Source organism: Candidatus Poriferisodalis sp. (genome assembly GCF_965221945.1).
Taxonomy (GTDB): Bacteria; Actinomycetota; Acidimicrobiia; order Acidimicrobiales; family Poriferisodalaceae; genus Poriferisodalis.
This window is the reverse complement of sequence record NZ_OZ244925.1, coordinates 1,436,200-1,456,944: the sequence shown is the minus strand read 5'-3', so window position 1 is coordinate 1,456,944 and position 20,745 is coordinate 1,436,200. Positions and strand designations below refer to the sequence as shown.

The 20,745-nt window shown below is 66.2% G+C and carries 21 protein-coding genes; 8 read left to right on the top strand and 13 right to left on the bottom strand.

Annotated features, from left to right (window positions below):
• Positions 1–2 precede the first annotated feature (2 nt).
• The 3 genes from dnaJ to hemW are packed head-to-tail and all read left to right on the top strand — an operon-like array spanning position 3 to position 2,730.
• Positions 3–1,268 (top strand): molecular chaperone DnaJ, encoded by a 1,266-nt coding sequence (gene dnaJ, locus ACOQPH_RS06800; protein ID WP_420623954.1) that lies wholly within the window; start codon positions 3–5, stop codon positions 1,266–1,268.
• A 1-nt stretch (position 1,269) separates the two neighbouring features.
• Positions 1,270–1,590 (top strand): helix-turn-helix domain-containing protein, encoded by a 321-nt coding sequence (locus ACOQPH_RS06795; RefSeq protein ID WP_420623953.1) that lies wholly within the window; start codon positions 1,270–1,272, stop codon positions 1,588–1,590.
• A gap of 24 nt (positions 1,591–1,614) precedes the next feature.
• Positions 1,615–2,730 carry a radical SAM family heme chaperone HemW gene (gene hemW, locus ACOQPH_RS06790; RefSeq protein ID WP_420623952.1) on the top strand — a complete coding sequence of 372 codons (1,116 nt, stop codon included), beginning with the start codon at positions 1,615–1,617 and terminating at the stop codon, positions 2,728–2,730.
• On the opposite strand, the gene ACOQPH_RS06785 is transcribed toward hemW, so the two are convergent.
• Complete coding sequence (locus ACOQPH_RS06785) at positions 2,727–3,758, bottom strand: hypothetical protein (protein ID WP_420623951.1); 1,032 nt, start codon at positions 3,756–3,758, stop codon at positions 2,727–2,729. The genes hemW and ACOQPH_RS06785 overlap by 4 nt on opposite strands.
• Before the next feature lie 3 nt (positions 3,759–3,761).
• On the opposite strand from ACOQPH_RS06785, the gene ACOQPH_RS06780 reads away from it, so the two are divergent.
• Positions 3,762–4,403, top strand: a complete 642-nt coding sequence (locus ACOQPH_RS06780) for a hypothetical protein (protein WP_420623950.1) — start codon at positions 3,762–3,764, stop codon at positions 4,401–4,403.
• Between the two features lie 58 nt (positions 4,404–4,461).
• Here the strand turns inward: ACOQPH_RS06780 and ACOQPH_RS06775 are convergent, their stop codons facing one another.
• From ACOQPH_RS06775 to ACOQPH_RS06740, 8 genes are read right to left on the bottom strand one after another with little or no spacing between them, the layout of a single operon-like run.
• On the bottom strand, positions 4,462–4,968 hold the full coding sequence (locus tag ACOQPH_RS06775) for a hypothetical protein (protein ID WP_420623949.1): 507 nt from the start codon (positions 4,966–4,968) through the stop codon (positions 4,462–4,464).
• On the bottom strand, positions 4,958–5,407 hold the full coding sequence (locus ACOQPH_RS06770) for a hypothetical protein (protein WP_420623948.1): 450 nt from the start codon (positions 5,405–5,407) through the stop codon (positions 4,958–4,960). Before ACOQPH_RS06770 ends, ACOQPH_RS06775 begins: the two co-directional genes overlap by 11 nt.
• Entirely contained in the window at positions 5,404–5,805 is a 402-nt protein-coding gene (locus tag ACOQPH_RS06765) for a hypothetical protein (protein WP_420623947.1), read from the bottom strand. Before ACOQPH_RS06765 ends, ACOQPH_RS06770 begins: the two co-directional genes overlap by 4 nt.
• Entirely contained in the window at positions 5,802–6,143 is a 342-nt protein-coding gene (locus ACOQPH_RS06760) for a hypothetical protein (RefSeq protein WP_420623946.1), read from the bottom strand. The genes ACOQPH_RS06765 and ACOQPH_RS06760 overlap by 4 nt, the downstream gene beginning before the upstream one ends.
• Positions 6,144–6,188: 45 nt before the next feature.
• Entirely contained in the window at positions 6,189–6,914 is a 726-nt protein-coding gene (locus tag ACOQPH_RS06755; RefSeq protein WP_420623945.1) for a type II secretion system F family protein, read from the bottom strand.
• Positions 6,915–6,921: 7 nt separating this feature from the next.
• Complete coding sequence (locus tag ACOQPH_RS06750; RefSeq protein WP_420623944.1) at positions 6,922–7,779, bottom strand: type II secretion system F family protein; 858 nt, start codon at positions 7,777–7,779, stop codon at positions 6,922–6,924.
• Positions 7,776–9,068 (bottom strand): CpaF family protein, encoded by a 1,293-nt coding sequence (locus ACOQPH_RS06745; RefSeq protein ID WP_420623943.1) that lies wholly within the window; start codon positions 9,066–9,068, stop codon positions 7,776–7,778. Before ACOQPH_RS06745 ends, ACOQPH_RS06750 begins: the two co-directional genes overlap by 4 nt.
• The gene (locus tag ACOQPH_RS06740; RefSeq protein WP_420623942.1) at positions 9,065–9,772 is read right to left on the bottom strand and encodes a hypothetical protein; all 708 of its coding nucleotides are present in this window, start codon (positions 9,770–9,772) and stop codon (positions 9,065–9,067) included. The genes ACOQPH_RS06745 and ACOQPH_RS06740 overlap by 4 nt, the downstream gene beginning before the upstream one ends.
• A gap of 217 nt (positions 9,773–9,989) precedes the next feature.
• On the opposite strand from ACOQPH_RS06740, the gene ACOQPH_RS06735 reads away from it, so the two are divergent.
• Together ACOQPH_RS06735 and ACOQPH_RS06730 are read left to right on the top strand one after the other, a co-directional pair.
• Entirely contained in the window at positions 9,990–10,313 is a 324-nt protein-coding gene (locus ACOQPH_RS06735) for a helix-turn-helix domain-containing protein (RefSeq protein WP_420623941.1), read from the top strand.
• 44 nt (positions 10,314–10,357) lie between these two features.
• Positions 10,358–11,116: a hypothetical protein gene (locus ACOQPH_RS06730; protein ID WP_420623940.1), complete on the top strand. Its 759-nt coding sequence runs from the start codon at positions 10,358–10,360 to the stop codon at positions 11,114–11,116.
• Here ACOQPH_RS06730 and ACOQPH_RS06725 read toward each other — a convergent pair.
• Positions 11,094–13,427, bottom strand: a complete 2,334-nt coding sequence (locus ACOQPH_RS06725) for an MMPL family transporter (protein ID WP_420623939.1) — start codon at positions 13,425–13,427, stop codon at positions 11,094–11,096. The genes ACOQPH_RS06730 and ACOQPH_RS06725 overlap by 23 nt on opposite strands.
• Positions 13,428–13,553: 126 nt before the next feature.
• On the opposite strand from ACOQPH_RS06725, the gene cysS reads away from it, so the two are divergent.
• Positions 13,554–14,993: a cysteine--tRNA ligase gene (cysS, locus tag ACOQPH_RS06720; RefSeq protein ID WP_420623938.1), complete on the top strand. Its 1,440-nt coding sequence runs from the start codon at positions 13,554–13,556 to the stop codon at positions 14,991–14,993.
• A gap of 33 nt (positions 14,994–15,026) precedes the next feature.
• Here the strand turns inward: cysS and nudC are convergent, their stop codons facing one another.
• The 3 genes from nudC to ACOQPH_RS06705 all read right to left on the bottom strand — a co-directional run bounded on the left by nudC (position 15,027) and on the right by ACOQPH_RS06705 (position 17,511).
• Positions 15,027–15,848 (bottom strand): NAD(+) diphosphatase, encoded by an 822-nt coding sequence (gene nudC, locus ACOQPH_RS06715; RefSeq protein WP_420623937.1) that lies wholly within the window; start codon positions 15,846–15,848, stop codon positions 15,027–15,029.
• 117 nt (positions 15,849–15,965) lie between these two features.
• The gene (gene lexA, locus ACOQPH_RS06710) at positions 15,966–16,622 is read right to left on the bottom strand and encodes a transcriptional repressor LexA (protein ID WP_420623936.1); all 657 of its coding nucleotides are present in this window, start codon (positions 16,620–16,622) and stop codon (positions 15,966–15,968) included.
• A 160-nt stretch (positions 16,623–16,782) separates the two neighbouring features.
• A complete protein-coding gene (locus tag ACOQPH_RS06705; protein ID WP_420623935.1) occupies positions 16,783–17,511 on the bottom strand; it encodes a dihydrofolate reductase family protein in 729 nt (242 codons plus the stop codon).
• Positions 17,512–17,906: 395 nt separating this feature from the next.
• Between ACOQPH_RS06705 and ACOQPH_RS06700 the strand changes: the two genes are divergently transcribed.
• Positions 17,907–20,744 (top strand): vitamin B12-dependent ribonucleotide reductase, encoded by a 2,838-nt coding sequence (locus ACOQPH_RS06700; protein ID WP_420624321.1) that lies wholly within the window; start codon positions 17,907–17,909, stop codon positions 20,742–20,744.
• Position 20,745: the final 1 nt, after the last annotated feature.

Sequence of the window (20,745 nt, the reverse complement as noted above, 5' to 3'; positions counted from 1 at the left end):
AGATGCCTGCGGACTATTACGAGTTGCTCGGTGTGAGCCGCGACGTCACCGAGAACGATCTCAAGCGTGCATATCGGGCCAAAGCTCGTGAGCATCACCCTGATGCGAATCGCGGCGACGACGGGGCTGAGGCCCGCTTCAAGGAGATCAGCGAGGCATACGCCGTGCTGTCGGATCCGGAGGCGCGGGCCCGATACGACCGCTTCGGACATGAGGGCTTGCGGGGCGGGATGGGCGGACCCGCGTTCGATTTCGACCTCAGCGACATCTTCGAGTCCTTCTTCGGAGGGAACCCGTTCCGCAGCGGCCGATCACGCCGGCCGGCGGGCCCGCCGCGCGGTGACGACCATGAGACGGTCGTGGATCTGGATTTTGCCGAGGCCGTCTTCGGCACTGACCGACCGATCGAGGTACGGACGTTGGTGGCTTGCGCGGGCTGTGATGGCTCGGGCGCCGCAGAGGGCACCTCGCCGACCGTCTGCAGCATCTGCGAGGGCATTGGCCAGGTGCGCCAGGTGCGCCAGAGTTTCCTGGGCCAGATGGTGACCACTGCGCCCTGTGCTCGATGCCGTGGGATCGGTGAGGAGATTGCCGAGCCGTGCCGGTCGTGCCGGGGCGAAGGGCGTTGCGCAGAACACGTCTCGCTCGTTGTGCGTGTGCCGCCCGGCGTCGATTCTGGCGCCACGCTTCGCTTGAATGGTCGAGGGTCCGTCGGACCTCGCGGGGGACCCGCAGGCGACCTCTATGTGCACCTGCGTGTGTCCGAGTCCGATGTCTTCGTGCGACAAGGCGACAGCCTGGTGGCGGAGTTGCCGGTGACGATGCTGCAGGCAGCGCTGGGTGCGACGCTGTCGTTCGACACGCTGGACGGGCCGCAGGAACTTGCTGTAGCGGCGGGCACGCAGCCGAACGACACCATCCGGTTGAGCGGACTCGGCGTGCCCCGAGCGAACGGGCGCGGACGGGGTGACCTGCACGTGGTGGTGCGGGTGGACATCCCGAAGAGGCTCTCGAAGTCCGAGGCGGCGATGCTGCGAGAAGTTGCTGCGGGGCGCGGTGAGCCCGTGAACGGCAACACCGACCCCGAGAGCGCAGGGGCCACCGCTGACGCGGCTCGGGCTGGGCAATCCAGGATTCGCGGGGACGCTGGTTCGCCTTCCGATGCGTCGCCACGAACCGCAGCTCGACCCGACGCTCGGGCTGAGCGATCCAAGTCTCGCGGTGGTGCTGAGGCCCGGCGGCAGCGCCAGCGGCGCAACAAGCGTTGAGATGACCCGTGACCGCCGGCACGTTGATGCGCTGGTGGGGGAGCGCCTGCGCGTCGTGCGCCGTCAGCGAGGGCTCTCGTTGAGCGAGGTGCAGGCGGCATCCGGCGGCGAGTTCCGGATCTCGGCGCTCGGCGCGTACGAGCGCGGCGAGCGCGGTGTGCAAGTACACCGCCTGCTGCGGCTGGCGGAGATCTATGGCGTGCGTCCCGGTGCTTTGCTGCCGCAGGAGCGGCTCGGTCCCACCGGTAGCGAGCAGCCCGGCAGCGGCGAGGCTGTCCGGCCCGAGACATCGCCCGGCTTCCCCCCGGAAGCTGTCCTGTGAGGAGCGTCACGTGAGGGGCGTCGTGTGACCGGCGCGACCCGGCGCACGACGGGCACACCGTTGGTGACCTCCCGCGAATTCGGCGTGTACTGCCATATTCCGTTTTGCACGCACCGCTGCGATTACTGCGCATTTGCGACGTGGACGGATCGCAGCCATCTCATCGTTGACTACATGGCGAGCTGCCGCCGTCAGGCCCAGGAACTGGCGGGGGATCTTCCGCCGGTGACATCGGTGTTCTTTGGCGGCGGCACGCCGAATCTGGTGGAGCCTTCGCTGCTTGCCGACGTGCTGGAGGAGTTACCGCTGACCGAGGACGCGGAGGTAACGGTCGAGTGCAATCCGGACTTGGTCACGGTGGACCAAATGCAGGCGTACGCGGGCATGGGCGTGAACCGTGTCAGCCTCGGAGTGCAGTCGATGGTTCTCCATGTGCTCGAGGCGCTGGGCCGACGTCATGATCCGCAGATGGTGCCTGCATCGATTGACGCGGTCAGGCATGCGCGCATCGACCAGTTCAGTCTGGACCTGATCTTCGGTTCGCTCACCGAATCGGTGTCCGACTGGAAGCGCACGCTGGTCGAGGCCATTGCGCTCGAGCCAGATCACCTGAGCGTGTACGGGCTGACCCCCGAACCCGGCACAGCACTCGGAGACGATCCTTCCCGACATCCCGACGACGACGACATGGCCGACAAGTACCTGCTTACCGACGAGCTGCTGGATCAGGCGGGCTACGAGATCTATGAGATTTCCAACTGGGCTCGGCCCGGCGCGCAATGCCGGCACAACCTGCTGTATTGGCAACAGGGCTCCTACGCGGGCATCGGCTGCGCCGCGCACAGCCACCGCGACGGCCGCCGCTTCTGGAGCGTTCGCACGCCCGAGCGGTTCATCGCGGCGATCTCGACGGGATCCTCGGTCACCGCCGGCAGCGAGGAGTTGGACTCCGACGAACGCCGCATCGAGGGGCTGCAGCTCGCGCTGCGCACTTCCGCCGGTGTCCCCGCCGATGCGGTTCCCGACGACGTCGCGCACCTGCTCACGCCCGCCAGCCAGGGTCGTCTCAAGCTGACCGCTCGTGGACGCCTCGTCGCAAACGAGGTGGCAATCCGTCTGGAGCTGCCGTCGCGGCGCTAGCGCGACTGCGCGCTCAGTACCAGCGCAGTATCCGCCGCAGGCTCGCGTTGGGACAACGTCAGGTGCAGATCGCCATAGTGCACAACCAGCGCATCGCAAGAAAGATCGTGCGCCGCGCCGAACGACGACGACGACCTCGACACAGCGTCGGCGTGTTGAGGCACAACAGCAATGCGAGCCGGAACGACGTGGCGTTCCGGCGGGGGCCACGAACCGTAGAAGCCGACGATGCCCGAACTGGGCTTCACAACCGCCAACGTCGAACGGCCGTCGCAGTCCCAATCGCCGACGGCGACGAGGTCACCATCGGCACCGAGCGTCCATTCACCGTGCGGAGTGCGCACGGCCGCCGACCGACGATGTGCGGCGGGCATCGCGATGCGGACGGGTACCAGGCAGCCATCCCCGCGGACGTCGGCGTGATACAGCACGACCGTCGCATCGGCACTCGCCCCCTCACTCTGCGGTGGTGTGCTGGGGGGCTCGCTGGGCTCAGCCGAGCCGTCTCTGCCCTCGCCAACATCGAGATCGGCGCCGGTCCGCTCGGGGCAATACGCCGTTGCCGTGCTGTAGAGCAAGGTCGCTCCCGTGGACGCGGGCTCCTCGGAGGTGATCGTGGCATCGGGCAGTGCGGTCGAGCCTTGGCCGTGGTCATCGGCAGCTGCCGAGACGCCAGCGAGCTCAAGCGAGAGGGCACCGGATGTAGCAGCAGAGGTCACGGGGCTGCTTCGGGAGCCGATGAGTGGTGCCGTGCCAGGAGACTCGAAATCCGGTTCGCCACCCGCGAGCGCTCGCCATCCGATGAACGCTGCGACCGCCAAGGCCGCAGCGGCCGCCGCATAAGCGCCGACACGCCGCCGGTCCCACGTCGTTGAGCCTCGAAGCTCCGCACGATGAGGCAAGCGAGCGACAGCGTCTGACGGATTCGAGGCTGCGACATCTGCTCGCAATCGTTCGCGCAGGCCATGTGGTTCGTGTCCGAACGTCGCAACACGTGCCTGGGAGGATCCGAAACCTTCGGTGGTCACCGAATGTTCCTGTCCGGCTGCTTCGTGAACGTGACGCAGACGGGTGAGCCACGTCATCAACGCTTCACTGTCGTGGGGACTGGCCGACGCCACAGCAGCGAGATCCCCGCAGGCGATAAGCGCATCACCGCAGAACTGGCGCTCTGTCGGATCCGACGCCGAACGATCCGTGCGCGCGAGTTCCACCTGCCCGAGAACAGCGAGCGCAGCGAGATCGGCGCCTGGCAGATGCTGACGGTGGTCGGCAGGACCCGTCGCTTCCCCGAAGCCACAGATCACCGGCCGGCGGGGTCGCGCCAGGAGAACGTGCTCGCCCCTGAGTGCACCGTGGCGGATGCCTCGAGCATGCAGTTCGACGAGTGTCGTGCCGAGATCGATGAGGACATCCAAGAGGTCGACCAGACCCAGGGGCGGCTGCTCGGCAAGCGTCGCGGCTTCGAGGTAACGCAGCCGGAGCTCGCATCGCTCATCAACTTCGTCAAACCCGACGGACTCGACCACTCCCTCGATGCGAGCGGCGTCGAGCACTCCGGCCTCGTGGCGCAAACGCGGCCGCTCAGCGCCGATGGCGTGCTTGACCAGGACTGCGCTGCCCGAACCATCGTCGCGAACGGTCGGACTTCTCAGCACATTCAGAAGTTATAAAAAGACAGGAATCTCGTTCAAATGAATTGTCCCGAAGCAAGCGGTTCGGCTCGCACGTTCACCCCGAGAGGCGTACGCGACCGATGGCCTCGGCAGAAACGTTCCTGTTGGACTTTCCATCCACATTGCCGATCAAGCCGATGACACGTCGTGCCGAGCCCGAGACCGACACCCGCACGGCCTTCGAACCTGCCGCGCTGACCGAGACCGAGACAGAGCCGGGTTCGAACACTGCGGACAGCCGCTCGGTAGCCATCCGCTGGCCCCACTGACTCAGATTCCGAAGTCGTGAAGCGTCGAGCCGGTAGGACCCGTGACGGCGAAGCGAGGCCTCGTCGATGCCGAGCGAGACCAGATCGTTCGCGAGCGAGGACGCTGCTGCTTGGGCCTCGCGCTGCGCCAAGAACGCAGCGGCGCTGTCGACGGCGATGCTGGCCAGCAGTGCCACGATCAGCACCCCGGTCGGCACGAGCAGCAGCACCGTGCCTCGCTCGCCGTCACCGGGAACCTTCGGCGAGGGCTCATTGCGTTCAGCGATCACTGGCCGGGCGGGGTCACTGTCCACAGGGTGCCCGTCCGCCCAGACCGTGCCGGAAGGGATCCACAATCTCGCTGGCGCGAGCACGGACCGTGAGGGGCGACCAGCCGCCGCCCAACAGAGCGATACGAGGGACTTCCTGCGTCGCTTCGAACGTCACCCGATCGCAGCGATGCAACCGGGCTGCACCGACCGGCGCGACGGAGGCCTCACCGTGGAGCCGGTAGCCGGACATCGCCTGCGTACCTGCGGAGACCGCCGCGTCCATGGCATGTGCGGGGCGAGGTCCGGGGTGCTCGACGAAGGTCCGCGTGGCCTCCCGGGCACCAGCGATCACGGCGATCTTCGCATCCAGTGCCGCCCAGGCTTGGGCGAGCACCAAGGCACCCCCGATGAAGACGAGCACCACAAACGGCAGCACTTCTGCCCCCACGACGCCTGAGGAATCACGCCCTTTGCGGATCACGGGGAGCCCTCGAAGCGTGCCAGTTCGCGTCGCATCTCGAACCGACGCTCGATGCTCCGCAATCCGATCAGTGCCGAAGCGTCGATGAGAACGTTCGGCGGCTTTGCCACCAGATCCAAGGCGACGATTTCGGAGGTCGTGCTCCAACGCAGCGTCACGATGTCCAGTCCCGGACCGATGTTCGAGCGCAACCAGCGCTCGGCATCGACGATCGAGGCGGGGTCAGCGCCCGCGAGCGCAGCCCGGCGCGTTGCGTCGTAGCCGACAGCGGTGACAATCGAGGTGCTGTAGAAGTACACGGCAACCTGGACTGCGAGCATGAGAAACGTCAGGTACGCCAGCACACCCCACGGCAATGCGACGAGACCGACGCCTTCTTCATCGTGAGCACGCGTCACTTGCCGATCTTTGCGATTTCAGAATTCGTTGTTTCCTCCGCGTTTTCCCACAGCGCCTTGAAGCCAACCCACATGAGGGCGCCGAGCGAGGCGATGATCAGCACGGCAATGGCCGCTGAAATGACTCCTTCGCCACATTCGTTTCGCCCGGAGGAGCCGCGTGCGGCCCAGGACATCGCCGGGTTCTGCCATCGGTCCAGTGTCACGATGCCAGCACTGGCGCAAACTGCGCTGAGCGCAGCGACGGAGGCATCGAACGTCACTGAGAGGGCGGTTTCGAACATAGCGGTCAAGGTGTTGAGGTACACGGGGTTGTCCTTTCGATAAATGCCGGTCATGTCCTTGGGAGGGTTCGCCCGGCCTCGCTGGCGCTGACCGGCGGCTCATAGCGCCACAAAGCTGCTGAGGGCGTCGCTGAACGGGATCGCCAGCAGGACAGATCCCGGCACCAGCGCGGCGACGGTGACGGGAATCCACACCTGCTCGTTGCGACGTTCGATGTGGGCGATGAGGCGCCGGTGGGCCTCCATGCGGGCTGAGCGGGCCTCGTCGGATACCAGCGCCGCGATGTCCGTCGTTTCCTCGTGCAGGGTGAGCACGCCGACGAATCTTCGAATCTCCGCCGAGCCAGCGTCGTCGGCCCACTCGGCCAGTGCCACCTCAACCGCGATTCCTCCCGAGACGTGGGTGCTGACGCGTTCCAGTCCCGCGGCGCAGATCCCCTTCCCGCGCCGTGCCGCTGCTTCGAGGGCGCTGGTCAGCGACATGCCGCTGGCAAGCAGCATGCCGATCTGCTCGGCGACGACCGGCAGCTCCTCAATGATCTGTGTGCGCCGGTGGGCAACCGATCTCCCGAGGTGGTGCTCAAACGTGCCATATGTCGCAGCGGCCGCGGCTAGCGCCCCGGCGAATCCCAGCAACGGCCTCGCGCCGATGGCGCTGAGTGCAGCCACTGATGCAATGAGCACGGCACCGCAGATCACGTACTGCCGTGTACGAAACTCAGACGGGGATTGGGCAATGCCGGCCTGAGACAGCCGGGCGCGGAGTTCGGTATCGGAGTCCAGCAGCGTCGCGATACGCCCTCCGGATCTCGCGGCGTTGCTCATTGGAGGCTCATTGGCCAAATACCCGCTTCCGCAACGGGACTGCCATGATCCGCCCCGCCCACAACCAGCAGCCGACTACGGCGAGCACACTGAGTGCCACGAGCAATTGGCCGTCCGACGCCTCGTAGGCCTGTCGACCGCGTCCGATACTCAGGCCGATCACGGCCATGAATGCCGGCACCACTGCGACGAAGCTGCGGGCAAACCGCGCTCCGGCCTGTTTGGCGCGAGCGTCCTCGCGGGCAGCAGCCTCGGCATGTGCAGCCTCGGCCAGTGCGCGCAGGCGAGTGTCGAGCCGCACTCCGCCGATCTGGTGCGCGGCCAGCAATGTCTCGCAGATGGCGTCCGCAGTCGGGTCCGCCAGCCATGTCTTGAGCGCACGCAACGAGGCTTCGAAATCGGTGCTCAAAGCCCACGTGCGTGCCGCTTCGGAGAACGCCGCTCGCATTTCTGTGGGGGCTTGAGCTCCCGCAGCGAACAACGCGGAAGGGATCGACAATCCCCGGTTGGCTACGAGGACACGAATCTCTGCCAAGAGTCGGGGCCACGCCTGCCGGGCGCTGGCGACACGGTGCAGTCGGCGTCGGGAAGCTGCACTCGGGGGGATGGCAGCACCGAATGCTGCGACAAGCGCAGGTGCGACCAGCCCGCCGAAGAGGATCCAGGCACCCGTCCATCCGGCAACGGCTGCCGCGACCGCGCCCAGCACGCTGCGGAGCAGGTGATCTGATGATCTTCGAGATGCCAACCGCGCCGGGCGCACCATCTTGGGCAACCACCGTGGCGCGAGCGGCACGTCGCCCGCCTTGGTCGCCAGCAGCCAGACGCCCAGCGCGCCGGCGATCGCAAACACGAGACCGGTCACTGAGCTGCGCCCGCGGGTGCGCGACGGCCTGGCATCTTGAATCCCGCGGATTCGATGTGCGACGCCACCCGTCGTGGCACGTTCCCTGTGCTCGCAGGCGTCTGGCCGGGGCGGTCGATTGCGTACAGCACCGTCGTCTCGAACGAGAGGCTGTCACCGCTGCCGACAGGATCTTCCACCGCCACGATCTCGGTGACCTGCACCCCGGAAGGGTTCCGGCGCAGGTACACCACGATGTCGATCGATTCGGCCACCAATTGGGTGATCGCTGCGACGGGCATGTCACGCACGTCAGGCGCGAGTTGGCACATGAGCCGGAGCCGTCCGAGGGCCTGGCGTGCAGATCCGGCGTGGATGGTGGCGTAGCCAGTCACCCCGCTGGACAGCGTCAGCAACAGGGGAACTGCCTCGCGGTCGCGGACCTCGCCCACGATCGCCACGTCGGGCGCCATGCGCAGGAAGCCGGCCACCAAGCGCCGCAAGTCGACAGGTGCGCGCTCGGTCCGCCCAGGCCGGGTCTGCATACCGGCGACGTTGGGCAGCGGTATGTCGAGTTCGAATACCTCTTCGGCGGTCGCGATACGAAGCTGTGGATCGAGCTCGGCGGCGCAGCACCCCAGCAGCGTCGTCTTGCCGGTGCCCGGAGCGCCGGCAAACAGGATCGACAGCCGGGCACGCACAGCAGTGCGCAGGAAGTCGGCGATCTCGCGGGTCAGCGTCCCGATCGCTGTCAAGTCGTTCAGGCTCGAGAAAGCGATTCCGGTGAACTTCCGGATGTTGAAGATCAGGTGGCCGCCGCGGCCGATGTCGGGATGGACAATGTGAAGCCGGGCACCATCATCCAGCTGCGCGTCCTGCAGTCCCTCGCTCGGATCCAGCTTGCGATGGGACGCAGTCGCGTCGTCGATGATTCTCGTCAGAGTGCGCCGGACGTGCTCGCTGTCGTGGAAGACCTCGTCGTGACGGCCGCTCGGGCCGCGGTGACGCTTGACGAAGATCTCACGCGGGGCATTGACCATGATCTCCCATACGTCGGCATCGGCGAGCAGCGCCTCGAGCGGTCCGTAGCCCAGCAGGTCGCGCTGAATCCGGTCCGCCACTGGATCAGCGTCGGTGACTGCATGGCTGCGTTCGCCGCGCTTGAAGTCGATATTCCAACGCCGCATTTCTTCGTGGGCGAGAGCCATGATGGCGAGATCTGCGCCCGGCGCGCCAGGATCCAGTCCGCCGTGGCGAGCCCGTTCCGACACCGCTCGTTCAATCTCGGCGAGAGATTCTGGATCGATCATGACCCGACGGGATTCGAGGCACCCCAGGCCCGGATCAGGGTGATGGCCCCTGCATCTGCGGCCGCAGCGACCGAGACGGCGGCGACGCGTTCGGGCACCTGCAGCGTGACGGTGATCGTGTTCGAGAGATGCTCCGTGCCCGAGAGGCCGTCGACGTCGAGCACGAGGGCACCGGTCGCCACGACGGCTGCTCCGTTCGGGGGGACGCGATCGGTGGCGACGACGTCAACTTGCTCGCCCGCGGTGAGCAGGCCGTTGAGCGCCCGGGAACGATCGAGCTCGACCGAGATGGCATAACCCTCGCGTCGGTCGCTTGCGAACCCAAGCGAGCCGACGTCGCCACGCGTCAGCAATTGCCCGGCGTGCACGGCCCCGACAACGAGGTTGCCGACCACGTCATCGCCGTCACCGAAGACGGTGGCGGAGACCTCAGGCGGCAGTTGGATCGGCACGAGGGCAACATCGGTTGGCTCGATGACGCTGCCCGGCGCGAGTCGGCTCCGTGCGACGAAGTAGCTGGTCTCGGGCGCTGCCGCCGACTGCTCGAATGCCCACCACAACCCCAGTGCTGCGGCGCCGCACAGGATGCAGCCCGCTATAACTCGCGGCCGAATCGAAGCGTGTGCCGGTGCGGAGCGGCGGCTGGCGCGAGAGGCCGCGGGGACGGCCTCGCGACCGGTCGGCAGCAGCGAATCGGTGGGCACGGCGAAAACCTAGCCAAACTGCTATGAAATGACAAAAAAATTATGGAAACATCACGTTATTTACCAAATATGTGGAACAAATATAGCGATATAGCGCGCGATATCAATCATCGATGTCGAAATGCGCTTTGCCCGGAGGCGAGCGCACTAGCGTGGTTTTCGAGGAACTTGGCGCGGTTGCCCTACAACGCCAACGGCCGAGCGACTGCGAGGTGCGATGATGCCCGAGGAGCCGACGGGGGCAGGCGACGATGGCGCAACGAGCCCGGAACAGCGCCAGGCCTCCTATGACGAAATCGTCTGGCTGTCCACGCTGAAGGCTGCAAACCGCATGGGCATCACCACTCGGACGCTGTATCGCTTCATTGATCGGGGCGACCTGCCGGCGTACCGGTTCGGTCGTGTCATCCGGTTGCGACTCTCCGATGTGGACAGTTTCGTGGAGCAATGCAGGGTTGAGCCGGGAAGTCTCGAGCACCTCTATCCCGAAGCGCGCCTGTCCGACCTCGACGAAGTACCCGAGACGGCCGACGACGCTTGAGCGGCGAGGAAGTTCCACCCGCTGACGCCGGTGCGCCAGGGGGCGTGTGGAGCACGATCAGCCCGCGCTTCGGCGTCCGCCCAGACTGGCGCAGCGCGGCGGTTCGGGGCCGCTGGCCGGGAGGCCTTGCCCTCCTCTTCGTGATCGGTCTCGGCGGCTCGATCGCCTTGCTCGCAGTCTCGCTGATTGCGTCAATGGTGGGCTATGACAACACCCTGGAGTCCGAACTCCTCAAGCGACCCCTCGTTGAGCAATTCGTGCTCGTGGCGCTGCTGGCGCCGGTTGTCGAAGAGCTTGTGTTCCGGCTCCCGCTTGCCGGCCGCCTGCGCTTGGGGGTACTCGCGGCCACGGGAGCGATCGGAGTCCTGAACTTCGCAGGAGGCGACGGGCCGGTCATCGCCGTCGCTGCGGTGTTCGGGATCATCGTGATCGCATCCGGCGTGTTGTGGATCCAGTCGCTCATCGTCGGGGTGACGCGAGACGCCGCTGAGAACGAGAGTGCCCCGACCCCCCCGACCTGGCGCGACAGCGCCGCTGGGTGGTGGTCATCTCACCCGGGCTGGCCGGTGTGGTGCTCGATAGCAGCGTTCGGCTTCGTACACCTCAGCAACTACGACGTGAATCTCTCCGTCGCCGCGATCATCGTGGCGCCGCTCGTGGTGAGCCCGCAGATGTGGCTGGGCCTTATGTTCACCATCGCGCGAGTGCGCTATGGGTGGTGGGCGGGCCTGGCCCTGCACGCATTCCACAACCTGGCGGTCTGGGGCGTGACCAGCTCCCTCAGCCAGTCCGCGCTTCCGTAGCCGCTTGGGCGTACTCACGCGGCGGCAAGCGCCGTTCGCCGTCGATGTGGAGGCTGGGCAGCCTTGCCAGCCATCGTGGGAACCACCAATTCGCATCCCCCAGCAGCTTCATCGACGCTGGCACAAGCACCATGCGGATGACGGTGGCGTCGACGGCGATGGCAGTCGCGAGGCTGAGCCCCATCATCTTGAGCACGGGATCTGCGTTGCTCACAAAGCCGATGAACACGGAGATCATGATCAGCGCAGCCGACGTGATGACCCGAGCCGTGTTCGCGATGCCGCTGACGACGCTGAGGGCGTTGTCGCCGCTGGAGAGATAGTTCTCCCGGATGCGGCTCAGCAAGAAGACCTCGTAGTCCATCGACAGGCCGAACAGCACCGCGAAGGTGAACATCGGCAGGAATGAGACGATTGGCACCGGCTCGGCCAGCCCCACCAAGCGCAGGCCCCAGCCCCACTGGAACACGGCCACCATCACGCCGTAGGCGGCGCCGATCGACAGCAGGTTCAAGATCGCTGCCTTGAGCGGGACGAGCAGCGACCGGAACACCAGGATCAGCATCAAGAAGCTCAGCACGACGACTGCGGAAATGAAGTAGGGCAGCCGGTCGGTGACACGCTTCGACACATCAGCGAGGGTGGCCGTGGCGCCGCCAATGTGGGCAGCGTCAGGGTCCCTCAGCACCATCGGAAGGAGCTCGCTTCTCAGTCGTTCGAGGGTCTCGACCGTTGCCTCGTCCTGCGGTGCCGTCGTGGGGAATGCGGTGAGGGTGGCAGCATCACCGACCTGCGAGTACAGCGGCGGCGTTACAGCAGCGATGCCAGGATCGGCCCCCACAGCGGCGGTCAGCTGTGACAGCTCGGCGGGTGTTGTGCGTGTGGTGTCGGCCGCGATGATCAGCGGGCCGTTGAAGCCCGGCCCGAAACCCTCCGCGAGCAGGTCGTATGCCTGCCGCGTCGTGCTGTTGGGGTCGTCGTTGCCTTGGTCGGGAAAACCCAGCCGGAGCCATATGACCGGTGCAGACAGCACGATGAGCAGGGACAGCGTGCTCACGAAGTACGCGCGGGCGTGCGCCGACACGTGCGCTCCCCAACGGTGCCAGACGGGATGAATGTCCCCGGTCCCCCCACGCCACGACTGCAACCTCCTCCGAATCCTGGCGAAGCGTTCCGAGCCGGGTCCGCGGCTGCGCCGGCGGCGGGCGCCGAGGCGTGGCCCTACCCACCCCAGCAGAGCTGGGAGCACCGTGATTGATGCCACCACCATCAGCGCTACAACCACCGAGACCGACACCGCGGCAGCCGTCATGAACGGCACCCAGGACATGATCAGGCCCAAGATGGCGATGACGACAGTGCCGCCGGCGACAACTACCGCCAAGCCCGCAGTGGCATTCGCGCGACCGGCGGCATCGGGAACGGTGAGGCCGTCGGCCAAACCCTCCCGGAAACGCGTGACGATGAACAAGGCGTAGTCGATGCCGACGCCGAGGCCGATCATCATGGCCATGTTCGGCGCCCAGTCGGGAACGGGAAGGCCCAATGCCAGCAAACCCATAAGCCCGAAGACCCCGATGCCGATGCCGAACAGGGCCAGGCCGACCGGCAAGCCCATCGCGACGATGCTGCCGAATGCCACCAGCAGGATGACGACTGCGGCAAGGAGTCCGACTGCCTCGCCCAAGCCGGTCTCGGGTTCTCGGATCTCCCGGTAGAGGTCGCCGCCGTAGGTCACCCGCAAGGTCCCGGCACCAAAGTTTGCGATGGCAGCGTCGCCCGTTGCCTCCAATCGTTCCGTGACATGCGATGAGGTCTCGACGTCAGGGCGCAGCCTGACCGAAATCAGCCCAATGGTGCCGTCGGGGCTGACAGCGGGCTGCTTGCGCATGATGCGGGAGCCGTCATTGCTCGTGCCCCCGACCGGGCGCGTAAGGTCGCCCGGGTGCGGCCCGTCCACGAAGGCAACGTCCGGATTCTCGGCGAGGGTTGCGCGCAGCATCGCGATGGCCACGGTCTGCGGCGGATCTGCCAGCGTCGATCCCGCAGGTGCTTGCACGACGACCAGTGCAGTCGTGCCGGAATCGGTTCCGAAGCCTGAACGCAACAACTCGTGGGCGCGCTCGCTGTCCGAACCGGGCAATTCGATGCTCCGACCGAACTCGCCGCCGTAGACATGGTTGGCAACCAGCAGCGAGACGGCTAAGACGACCCAGACTGCGACGGTCCGGAGTCGATGGATGGCACACGCCCGACCGAGCTTGTAGAGGAGCGTGGGCACGACAGCCAGTATGGCGAGGCCTGAGAGCATGCCGTGTCAGGATTTGCTCGCCGTTTTGTGGCACAGGACGGCACTGTGAGGACTCATGGGGAATTTCCAGGGGTTCGCCGTAGAGCTCATCGGTACCCTTGCACCCCGATCGGGACCCCGGCAACAGTGAGTTTGCAGATCTTCGACACGATGACGCGGCGCAAGACCGCCTTCGTCCCGCGTACGCCGGACGAGGTCTCGATGTATGTCTGCGGTCCGACGGTCTATGACGTGCCACACCTTGGCCATGGCCGCACAGCGCTGACCTACGACATGGTGCGGCGCTACCTGTCTTGGGCCGGATTCGATGTCACGGTCGCATCGAATGTCACCGACATCGACGACAGGATCGTGGAACGGGCCCAGCGTGAGAAACGCTCGGAGGCCGATGTCGCGACAGAGTTCACGGCGGCATATGACGAACAGATGGATCGTCTCGGTGTACTCCGGCCGCATTCGAGGCCTCATGCCACGCACTTCATCTCCCAGATGATCGACGTGATCGCTGAGCTTCGGTCGCTCGGGGTTGCGTATGACATTCCCGGCAAGGGCGTGTACTTCGCCGTGGATTCAGCCCCCGGGTATGGCCAGCTGGCCGGCCGGACCTCCGAGCAACTCGCCGCTGACGCCGGCGCACGTATCGAAGTCGATCCCGATAAGCGCTCGCCGCTCGACTTTGCGCTCTGGAAGGCCGCCCGACCGGGGGAGCCGCGCTGGGCGACTCCGTGGGGAGAGGGCAGGCCCGGCTGGCATACCGAGTGCGTGGCGATGTCGCTCAGCGCGCTCGGGCCCGGCTTCGACATTCACGGCGGGGGAGACGACCTGGTCTTCCCGCATCACCAGAACGAATGGGCGCAGGTGACTGCTGTTGGCGAGTCGTTCGCTCGTTACTGGGTACACAGCGCAATGGTGAACGTCGGCAGCCAGAAGATGGCGAAATCACTCGGCAACTACACCCAGCTCGCTGACGCCATAGACGCTGTGGGGGCTCGCGCGGTCCGCTTGTTGGTGCTGCAGACCCACTACCGGCGAGCGATGGAGATGGGGTCCGATGCGCTTGAGGCGGCGCGCAGCGCCGTCAGCCGCCTCGATGCGTTCGCGCGCCGAGTCGCGGCTGCAGGCATCGCCCAGGAGGTGGGGGCCACACTGCGACGGCCCGAAATCGAGGCCGGCGCAGCACCCGATCTAGATGTCGAAGCGGCCGCGGCGTTTGCAGCGGCGATGGACGACGATTTCTCCACGCCGACCGCGCTCGATGTGATCTTCCGGCTGGTGCGCCGCGCGAACGCCTCTCTCGATGCCGAACAGCCTCGAGAGGCTGCGCGCTGGGCTCGTACGGCGCTGCATCTGCTTAGCGTCCTCGGTCTCACCTGCGGAGACGACGGCGACCGCATTCGCACCGATGTCGAGCTTTCCGACGCCGAGGTCGAGGCATTGCTTGCAGATCGGGAAGCGGCGCGCGCAGCTCGCGACTTCGACAACGCCGACCGCATTCGCGCCGACTTGGCCGCTGCGGGTATCGTGGTGTCCGATGGCCCTGACGGCGCGAGCTGGCACCGCAGCTAGGCGCTGAGTTTGCCCAGGTGAGCCGAGCGGCGCCTAGGCGCCGCCTGTGCGATTGAGCCAGTCGTCGATCAGCCAGCCTGCGATCGACATGCCTCCACGCGGGCAGGGAGGCAGATTGTCAGCGGTGTACCAACCGGCTTCGACGATCTCTTCAGGATCAATCTCGATCTCGCCTGCTTGCCATTGGCAAGTGAAGCCACACATCAACGAGTGCGGGAAGGGCCACGGCTGGCTTCCGAAATAGCGCACGTCGCTCACCGAGATAGCGACTTCTTCGCGTACCTCCCGGAACACGGCATCCTCGAGGCTCTCACCGGGTTCGACGAAGCCCGCAAGTGCGCTGTAGAAGCGTCCGGGGAATTGCCGGCCCCATGCGAGGAGTACCTCGGGGCCACGCTCGACGAGCACGATCATGGCCGGGCTGAGCCTCGGAAACGCCATATGCCCGCACTCGCCGCAGACCTTCGCCCGGTCGGCGGCATTCGTGTTCGTCGGGCTCCCGCAACGTCCGCAATAGCGGTGGGTTCGTTCGAACTCCACGATCTGGGTTGCGCGGCCGGCGATCTGCCAGAGCTCGTCGGGGATGCGGCCGTAGAGCTTTCGCAGCGGAACGGGCTCGAGATCACCCTCGTCCAGCGGCGGTCCGTCAGCGGGATCCATGTCGACTGCCCACACGCCCTGCCCGTCGAGCACTCCCAGAAATAGGGCGCGAGGCGATCCGTCGCCGACTGGTACCGTCGAGCCGCTGGCCAAGCCGCCTGTGGGATCGGTGAAGACCGTGCCGGATCGGATCGGGATCCACACCCGGGACGCGACATCGAGATCTTCAGGCGGCTGCGTCAGGACCGTGAACACCAGCCAAGTTGAGCACACGGCGTGCCGAAGCGCCGTGTTTGGCAGTCCGCGGCTACAAGCGGCGCCGTATTTGACGGTCCGCCGCTAAAGGCGGCGCCGTGTCGTTCGCACCGGCGCCTAAAGGCGCCGGATGACCGTCACCACCTTGCCGTAGATCGTGACCTCGGCGGCGGGGCGGACGATCGGGTGGTGATCGGGATTGGCCGGTTCAAGAACAATTTGATCGTCGGCGCGCCGGTAGCGCTTGACGGTGCCCTCCTCGCCATCGATGCCCGCGACAACGATGTCACCCGATTCGGCATCGGGTTGGTGACGGGCTACGACATAGTCGCGGTCCCAGATGCCGGCATCAATCATCGAGTCGCCCCGCACTCGCAGCATGAACAATTCACCGCTGCCTGTGAAGTCGGCGGGCAGTGGCAGCAGTTCTTCAACGTTTTGCTGGGCGAGCACGTCGGTACCGGCGGCGACGTCGCCGATGAGAGGCACATGACGGGTCGGCCGTCGCTCTCCCTTCACGCCCGTCTGCCAGTCGAAGTTGACGATGAGTGCTCTGGGCCGTGACGGGTCGCGCCGGAGCCAACCGTCTGCCTCAAGCGTTCGTAAGTGGCGGTGGACGGTTGCAGGCGAGCTGAGGTTGACTGCCTCGCCGATCTCTCGCACCGACGGCGGGTAACCGCGCTCGCGCTGTATCTCGTCGATGAACTCGAGCATGGCGCGCTGGCGCTCTCCGAGATGTGCGACCCGCCGGTCCGCAGCACTAGCCGTCTTCATGGTGATCCTCCTGGAGAAGTACGCCTGAGTGAGCCGTGTCGGGCGAATCCGCTGGGCGAAGCCGCCGAGTTGGCTCACCATCGTCCGTCGAGCCGGAACTCTCGTTCCAAGCACTACACTAGCAACGAATGTTCGATATGGCGCGCATTTGTTCGAGACTTCAGTGCCGGGAGCGGATCCAGCGCACGAAGAGCACACCGTCTTGGGTGATGACGTGCTCCAGCGCGTACTCGCGTGGTCCTGGGGGCGTTGAGCCGCCCACTGGCGCGGTGGCGATGCGTGGGGCCTCGTCTCCCACGGCCAGCGGGGCGTGCGTCAGATTCACTTCGTCTACAAGATCGGCTGCCAGCAAGCTGGCGTTGAGGGCTGGCCCACCTTCGCACAGTACGACGCGGGCTCCCAGCGAGCCGAGGTGCCTCAACGCCGCATGCAGATCCACTGACTCGGTGCCAGCGGGCACGACGTCGGCGCGATCTGCCAGCCGCGCCGCGGCTTCAGGGTCAGCGTTGGCAGTTGTCACCACCAGAGGCAACGGTGCGGTCGCCGGATCGGACGGCGACCGGAACAGCGGCAAGTCCGGGTCGACGCTGAGTGAGCCGCTGACCACTGCAATGCGGGCCCCAGATCGCCGCGCTGGGCCATATCGCTCGGCGTTCGCCGTGCGGGCACCGACCAGGACGATGTCGGCTTGGGCGCGCAGGGCGACGAACAATGCCTTGTCGGCTTCGCTCGAGAGTCCCCGCGACAGACCGTCGACCGCGGCGGCCCCGTCGATGCTCGCCACCATGTTGAGCATCACCCAGGGACGGTCGGCGTGCGGTGAACGCCGCGGACCGGCGGCTCGCTCCGCGTTGACGGGTCCCGGAGGCAGCGGGTACAGCCGGTGCACGCGGCGAGTCTGCCACCGTTGGATCCACCGAACGTCCCGGGCTACGGCACTCATCCACAGGGGCTGTGGAAAACATATTGTCAGAAGCGCCAGTTCGGGAGGAGGATGTCTGTGGTGGCCCGACCGGGAGGCCAGCACTGTCCCCTGCTCACGGGGCTGTCACGCAATTCCTGCGTGGCGTTTGATGCCGGCACCTCCGTGGGCGGTTATCCACACCGCTCGCCAGTTGTGCACAGGAATATCCCCATGAAAGCCCCGACGTTGCCCACTTCCATTCCACAGGCAGGCGGCCGTAGGGTGCGCCTGTCTATGGTGGCCGGAAGGTTCGGCAGCCATGTACCCGCGAATCGATACCGGCTCGCGACACTTGTGCAGGGGGTTGACGGCACGTGGCGATGACCGAGGCGCAGCGAGTGCAGGGGGCAGACCCCGGCCGCCGCCCTGAGGGCGCGCCAATGCGGTTGCGTCGGCATTTCACCGTTGCCGGCACTCACCCTTACGACGCCGTGCGGTGGGAACGCTTCAACGCGTCCATCACCAACGCGGTCGACGGGTCGGTTGCGTTCTCGCAGCCCGACGTCGAATTCCCTGCCGATTGGAGTCCCACAGCGGTCAATATCGTTGCCCAGAAGTACTTCCGTGGCACCCTCGGCACCCCAGAGCGAGAGCATTCGCTGCGCCAGGTCATCGACCGCGTTGCGGGCACGATCACCCGCTGGGCATCCAGCGATGGCTATTTCGAATCGCCTGAAGAGGCCACCACCTTCGAGGCGGAGCTGGCGTGGCTGTTGCTGCATCAGCGAGTGGCCTTCAACAGCCCGGTGTGGTTCAACATCGGCGTGCGGGACGTGCCCCAGCAGGCGTCGGCGTGCTTCATCCTCGCCGTCGACGACGAGATGGAGTCGATCCTGGAGTGGTACGTCACTGAGGGCCGCATCTTCAAGGGCGGATCGGGAGCCGGCGTGAATCTGTCGGCGCTGCGAGCCTCGTGCGAACTCCTGTCGGGCGGTGGGACTGCAAGTGGCCCGGTCAGCTTCATGCGGGGCGCCGACGCGTCAGCGGGGACGATTCGCAGCGGCGGCAAGACCCGTCGCGCAGCCAAGATGGTGCTGCTCGACGCCGACCACCCTGACATTGAGGCTTTCGTGTGGTGCAAGGCACGCGAAGAGCGCAAGGCGCGAGCGTTGTCCGCCGCAGGCTTCGACATGGATCTCGACGGCGTCGATTCGTTCTCGGTGCAGTACCAGAATGCGAACAACTCGGTTCGGCTGTCCAACGAGTTCATGGCAGCGGTGGAGGCCGATGCCTCCTGGGAGCTGCGCGCCCGCACGAACGGCGAGGTGACTTCGGTGATGGGGGCGCGGGACCTGCTTCGCCAGATTGCCCAGGCGTCCTGGGAGTGTGCAGATCCCGGCGTGCAGTTCTCGACCACGATCAACAGCTGGCACACCGCGCCGGCTCACGGTCCGATCAACGCCAGCAATCCATGCAGCGAGTATGTCCACCTCGACAATTCGGCCTGCAACTTGGCAAGCATCAACCTGCTGCCCTTCTTCGGGGATCACGTGGGCACCGCACCCGGCTGCGACTTCGACGTCGAGGGCTTTCGTCAAGCAGTACGAATCACGTTTATTGCGCAGGACGTGCTGGTCAGCCACGCCGACTACCCGACTGATCTCATCGGCGAGACGTCCCGCCGCTTCCGCCAGCTCGGTCTGGGCTTCACGAACCTGGGGGCGCTGCTGATGGCAGCGGGCCTCCCGTACGACTCGCCGCAAGCGAGGGCGCTCGCAGCGTCGATCACGGCGCTCATGTGCGGGGAGGCCTACGCCACCTCCGCTGATCTGGCTGAACGACTCGGAGCGTTCGACGGCTACGCGCCCAACGCAGAAGCGATGAGCGGCGTGCTGCGCCGGCATCGCGACGCGCTCAAACGCATCGAGGCCTGCCCAGACCGCACGGAAGCCGTCGACAGCGTTTCCTCAGAGAACGGACTGCCCGCTCTGGTAGTCGAGCTGCGATCGGCTGCACGCGAGCGATGGGACCGTGCAGTAGATGGTTGTGAGGCTCACGGCGTCAGGAATTCTCAGGCCACCGTCATCGCGCCCACGGGCACGATCTCGTTCATGATGGACTGCGACACCACCGGGATCGAGCCCGACCTGGGCTTGGTGAAGCACAAGAAGCTGGTCGGTGGCGGCGACTTGCGCATCGTGAACTCGACAGTGCCCGTCGCCCTTGGGAGGCTGGGATACTCGCTGCCGGAAATCGCCGATATCGAGGCGCACATCCTCGAAACCGGGCACATCTCCGGTGCGCCGCATCTGTCGGACGCAGACCGCGCTGTGTTCGCCTGCTCGATCGGGGACGACGTGATCTCGCCGCAGGGCCATGTCGCGATGATGGCCGCCTGCCAGCCATTCGTGTCGGGCGCGATCTCCAAAACGGTGAACCTTCCGGAATCGGCCACCGTGGGCGACATAGAGGACCTCCTCACCGAATCGTGGCGGCTCGGCCTCAAAGCAGTAGCGATTTACCGCGACAACTGCAAGGTGAGCCAGCCATTGTCCGTCGGGCCCGCGCCAACGGCCGCCGTGGCCCACGCGGCCAACGCCGACGCGGCGCTGCGGGGAGCGCCGGCACCACCGCGCAATCGGTTGCCGCGCAGTCGCCGGTCGCGCACGTCCTCCTTCCGCGTCACCGACTGCCACGGCTACATGACGGTCGGCGAGTATGACGACGGACGGCCAGGGGAGATATTCCTCACCGTGGCAAAACAGGGCTCCACGCTGGCCGGGATCATGGACGCGTTCGCCATCTCGGTGAGCCATGGCCTGCAGTACGGGGTGCCGCTGCGCTCCTATGTCGAGGCCTTCACCAACATGCGGTTCGAACCGGCGGGGCTCACCGACGATCCCGAGCTTCGTATCGCAACCAGCATCGTCGACTACATCTTCCGCCGCTTGGCGCTCGAGTACCTGTCGTTGGACGAGCGCAGCGAACTGGGGGTGCTCAGCGTCGACGAGCGCACCGATCCGCCATTGCCAGGACTCGAGAGTGCTTCCGTCGAGAGCGCAATCGGCGCCGAGCCGGCTCCGGATCCTCCGTCGGAGCGCTCCGAGGCACGCGGTCACCGGGACGCACCGCTGTGCATGACCTGCGGCGATCGGATGGTGCGCGTCGGTTCGTGCTTCGCTTGCCGGTCCTGCGGAGCGACCAGCGGCTGCGGCTGAC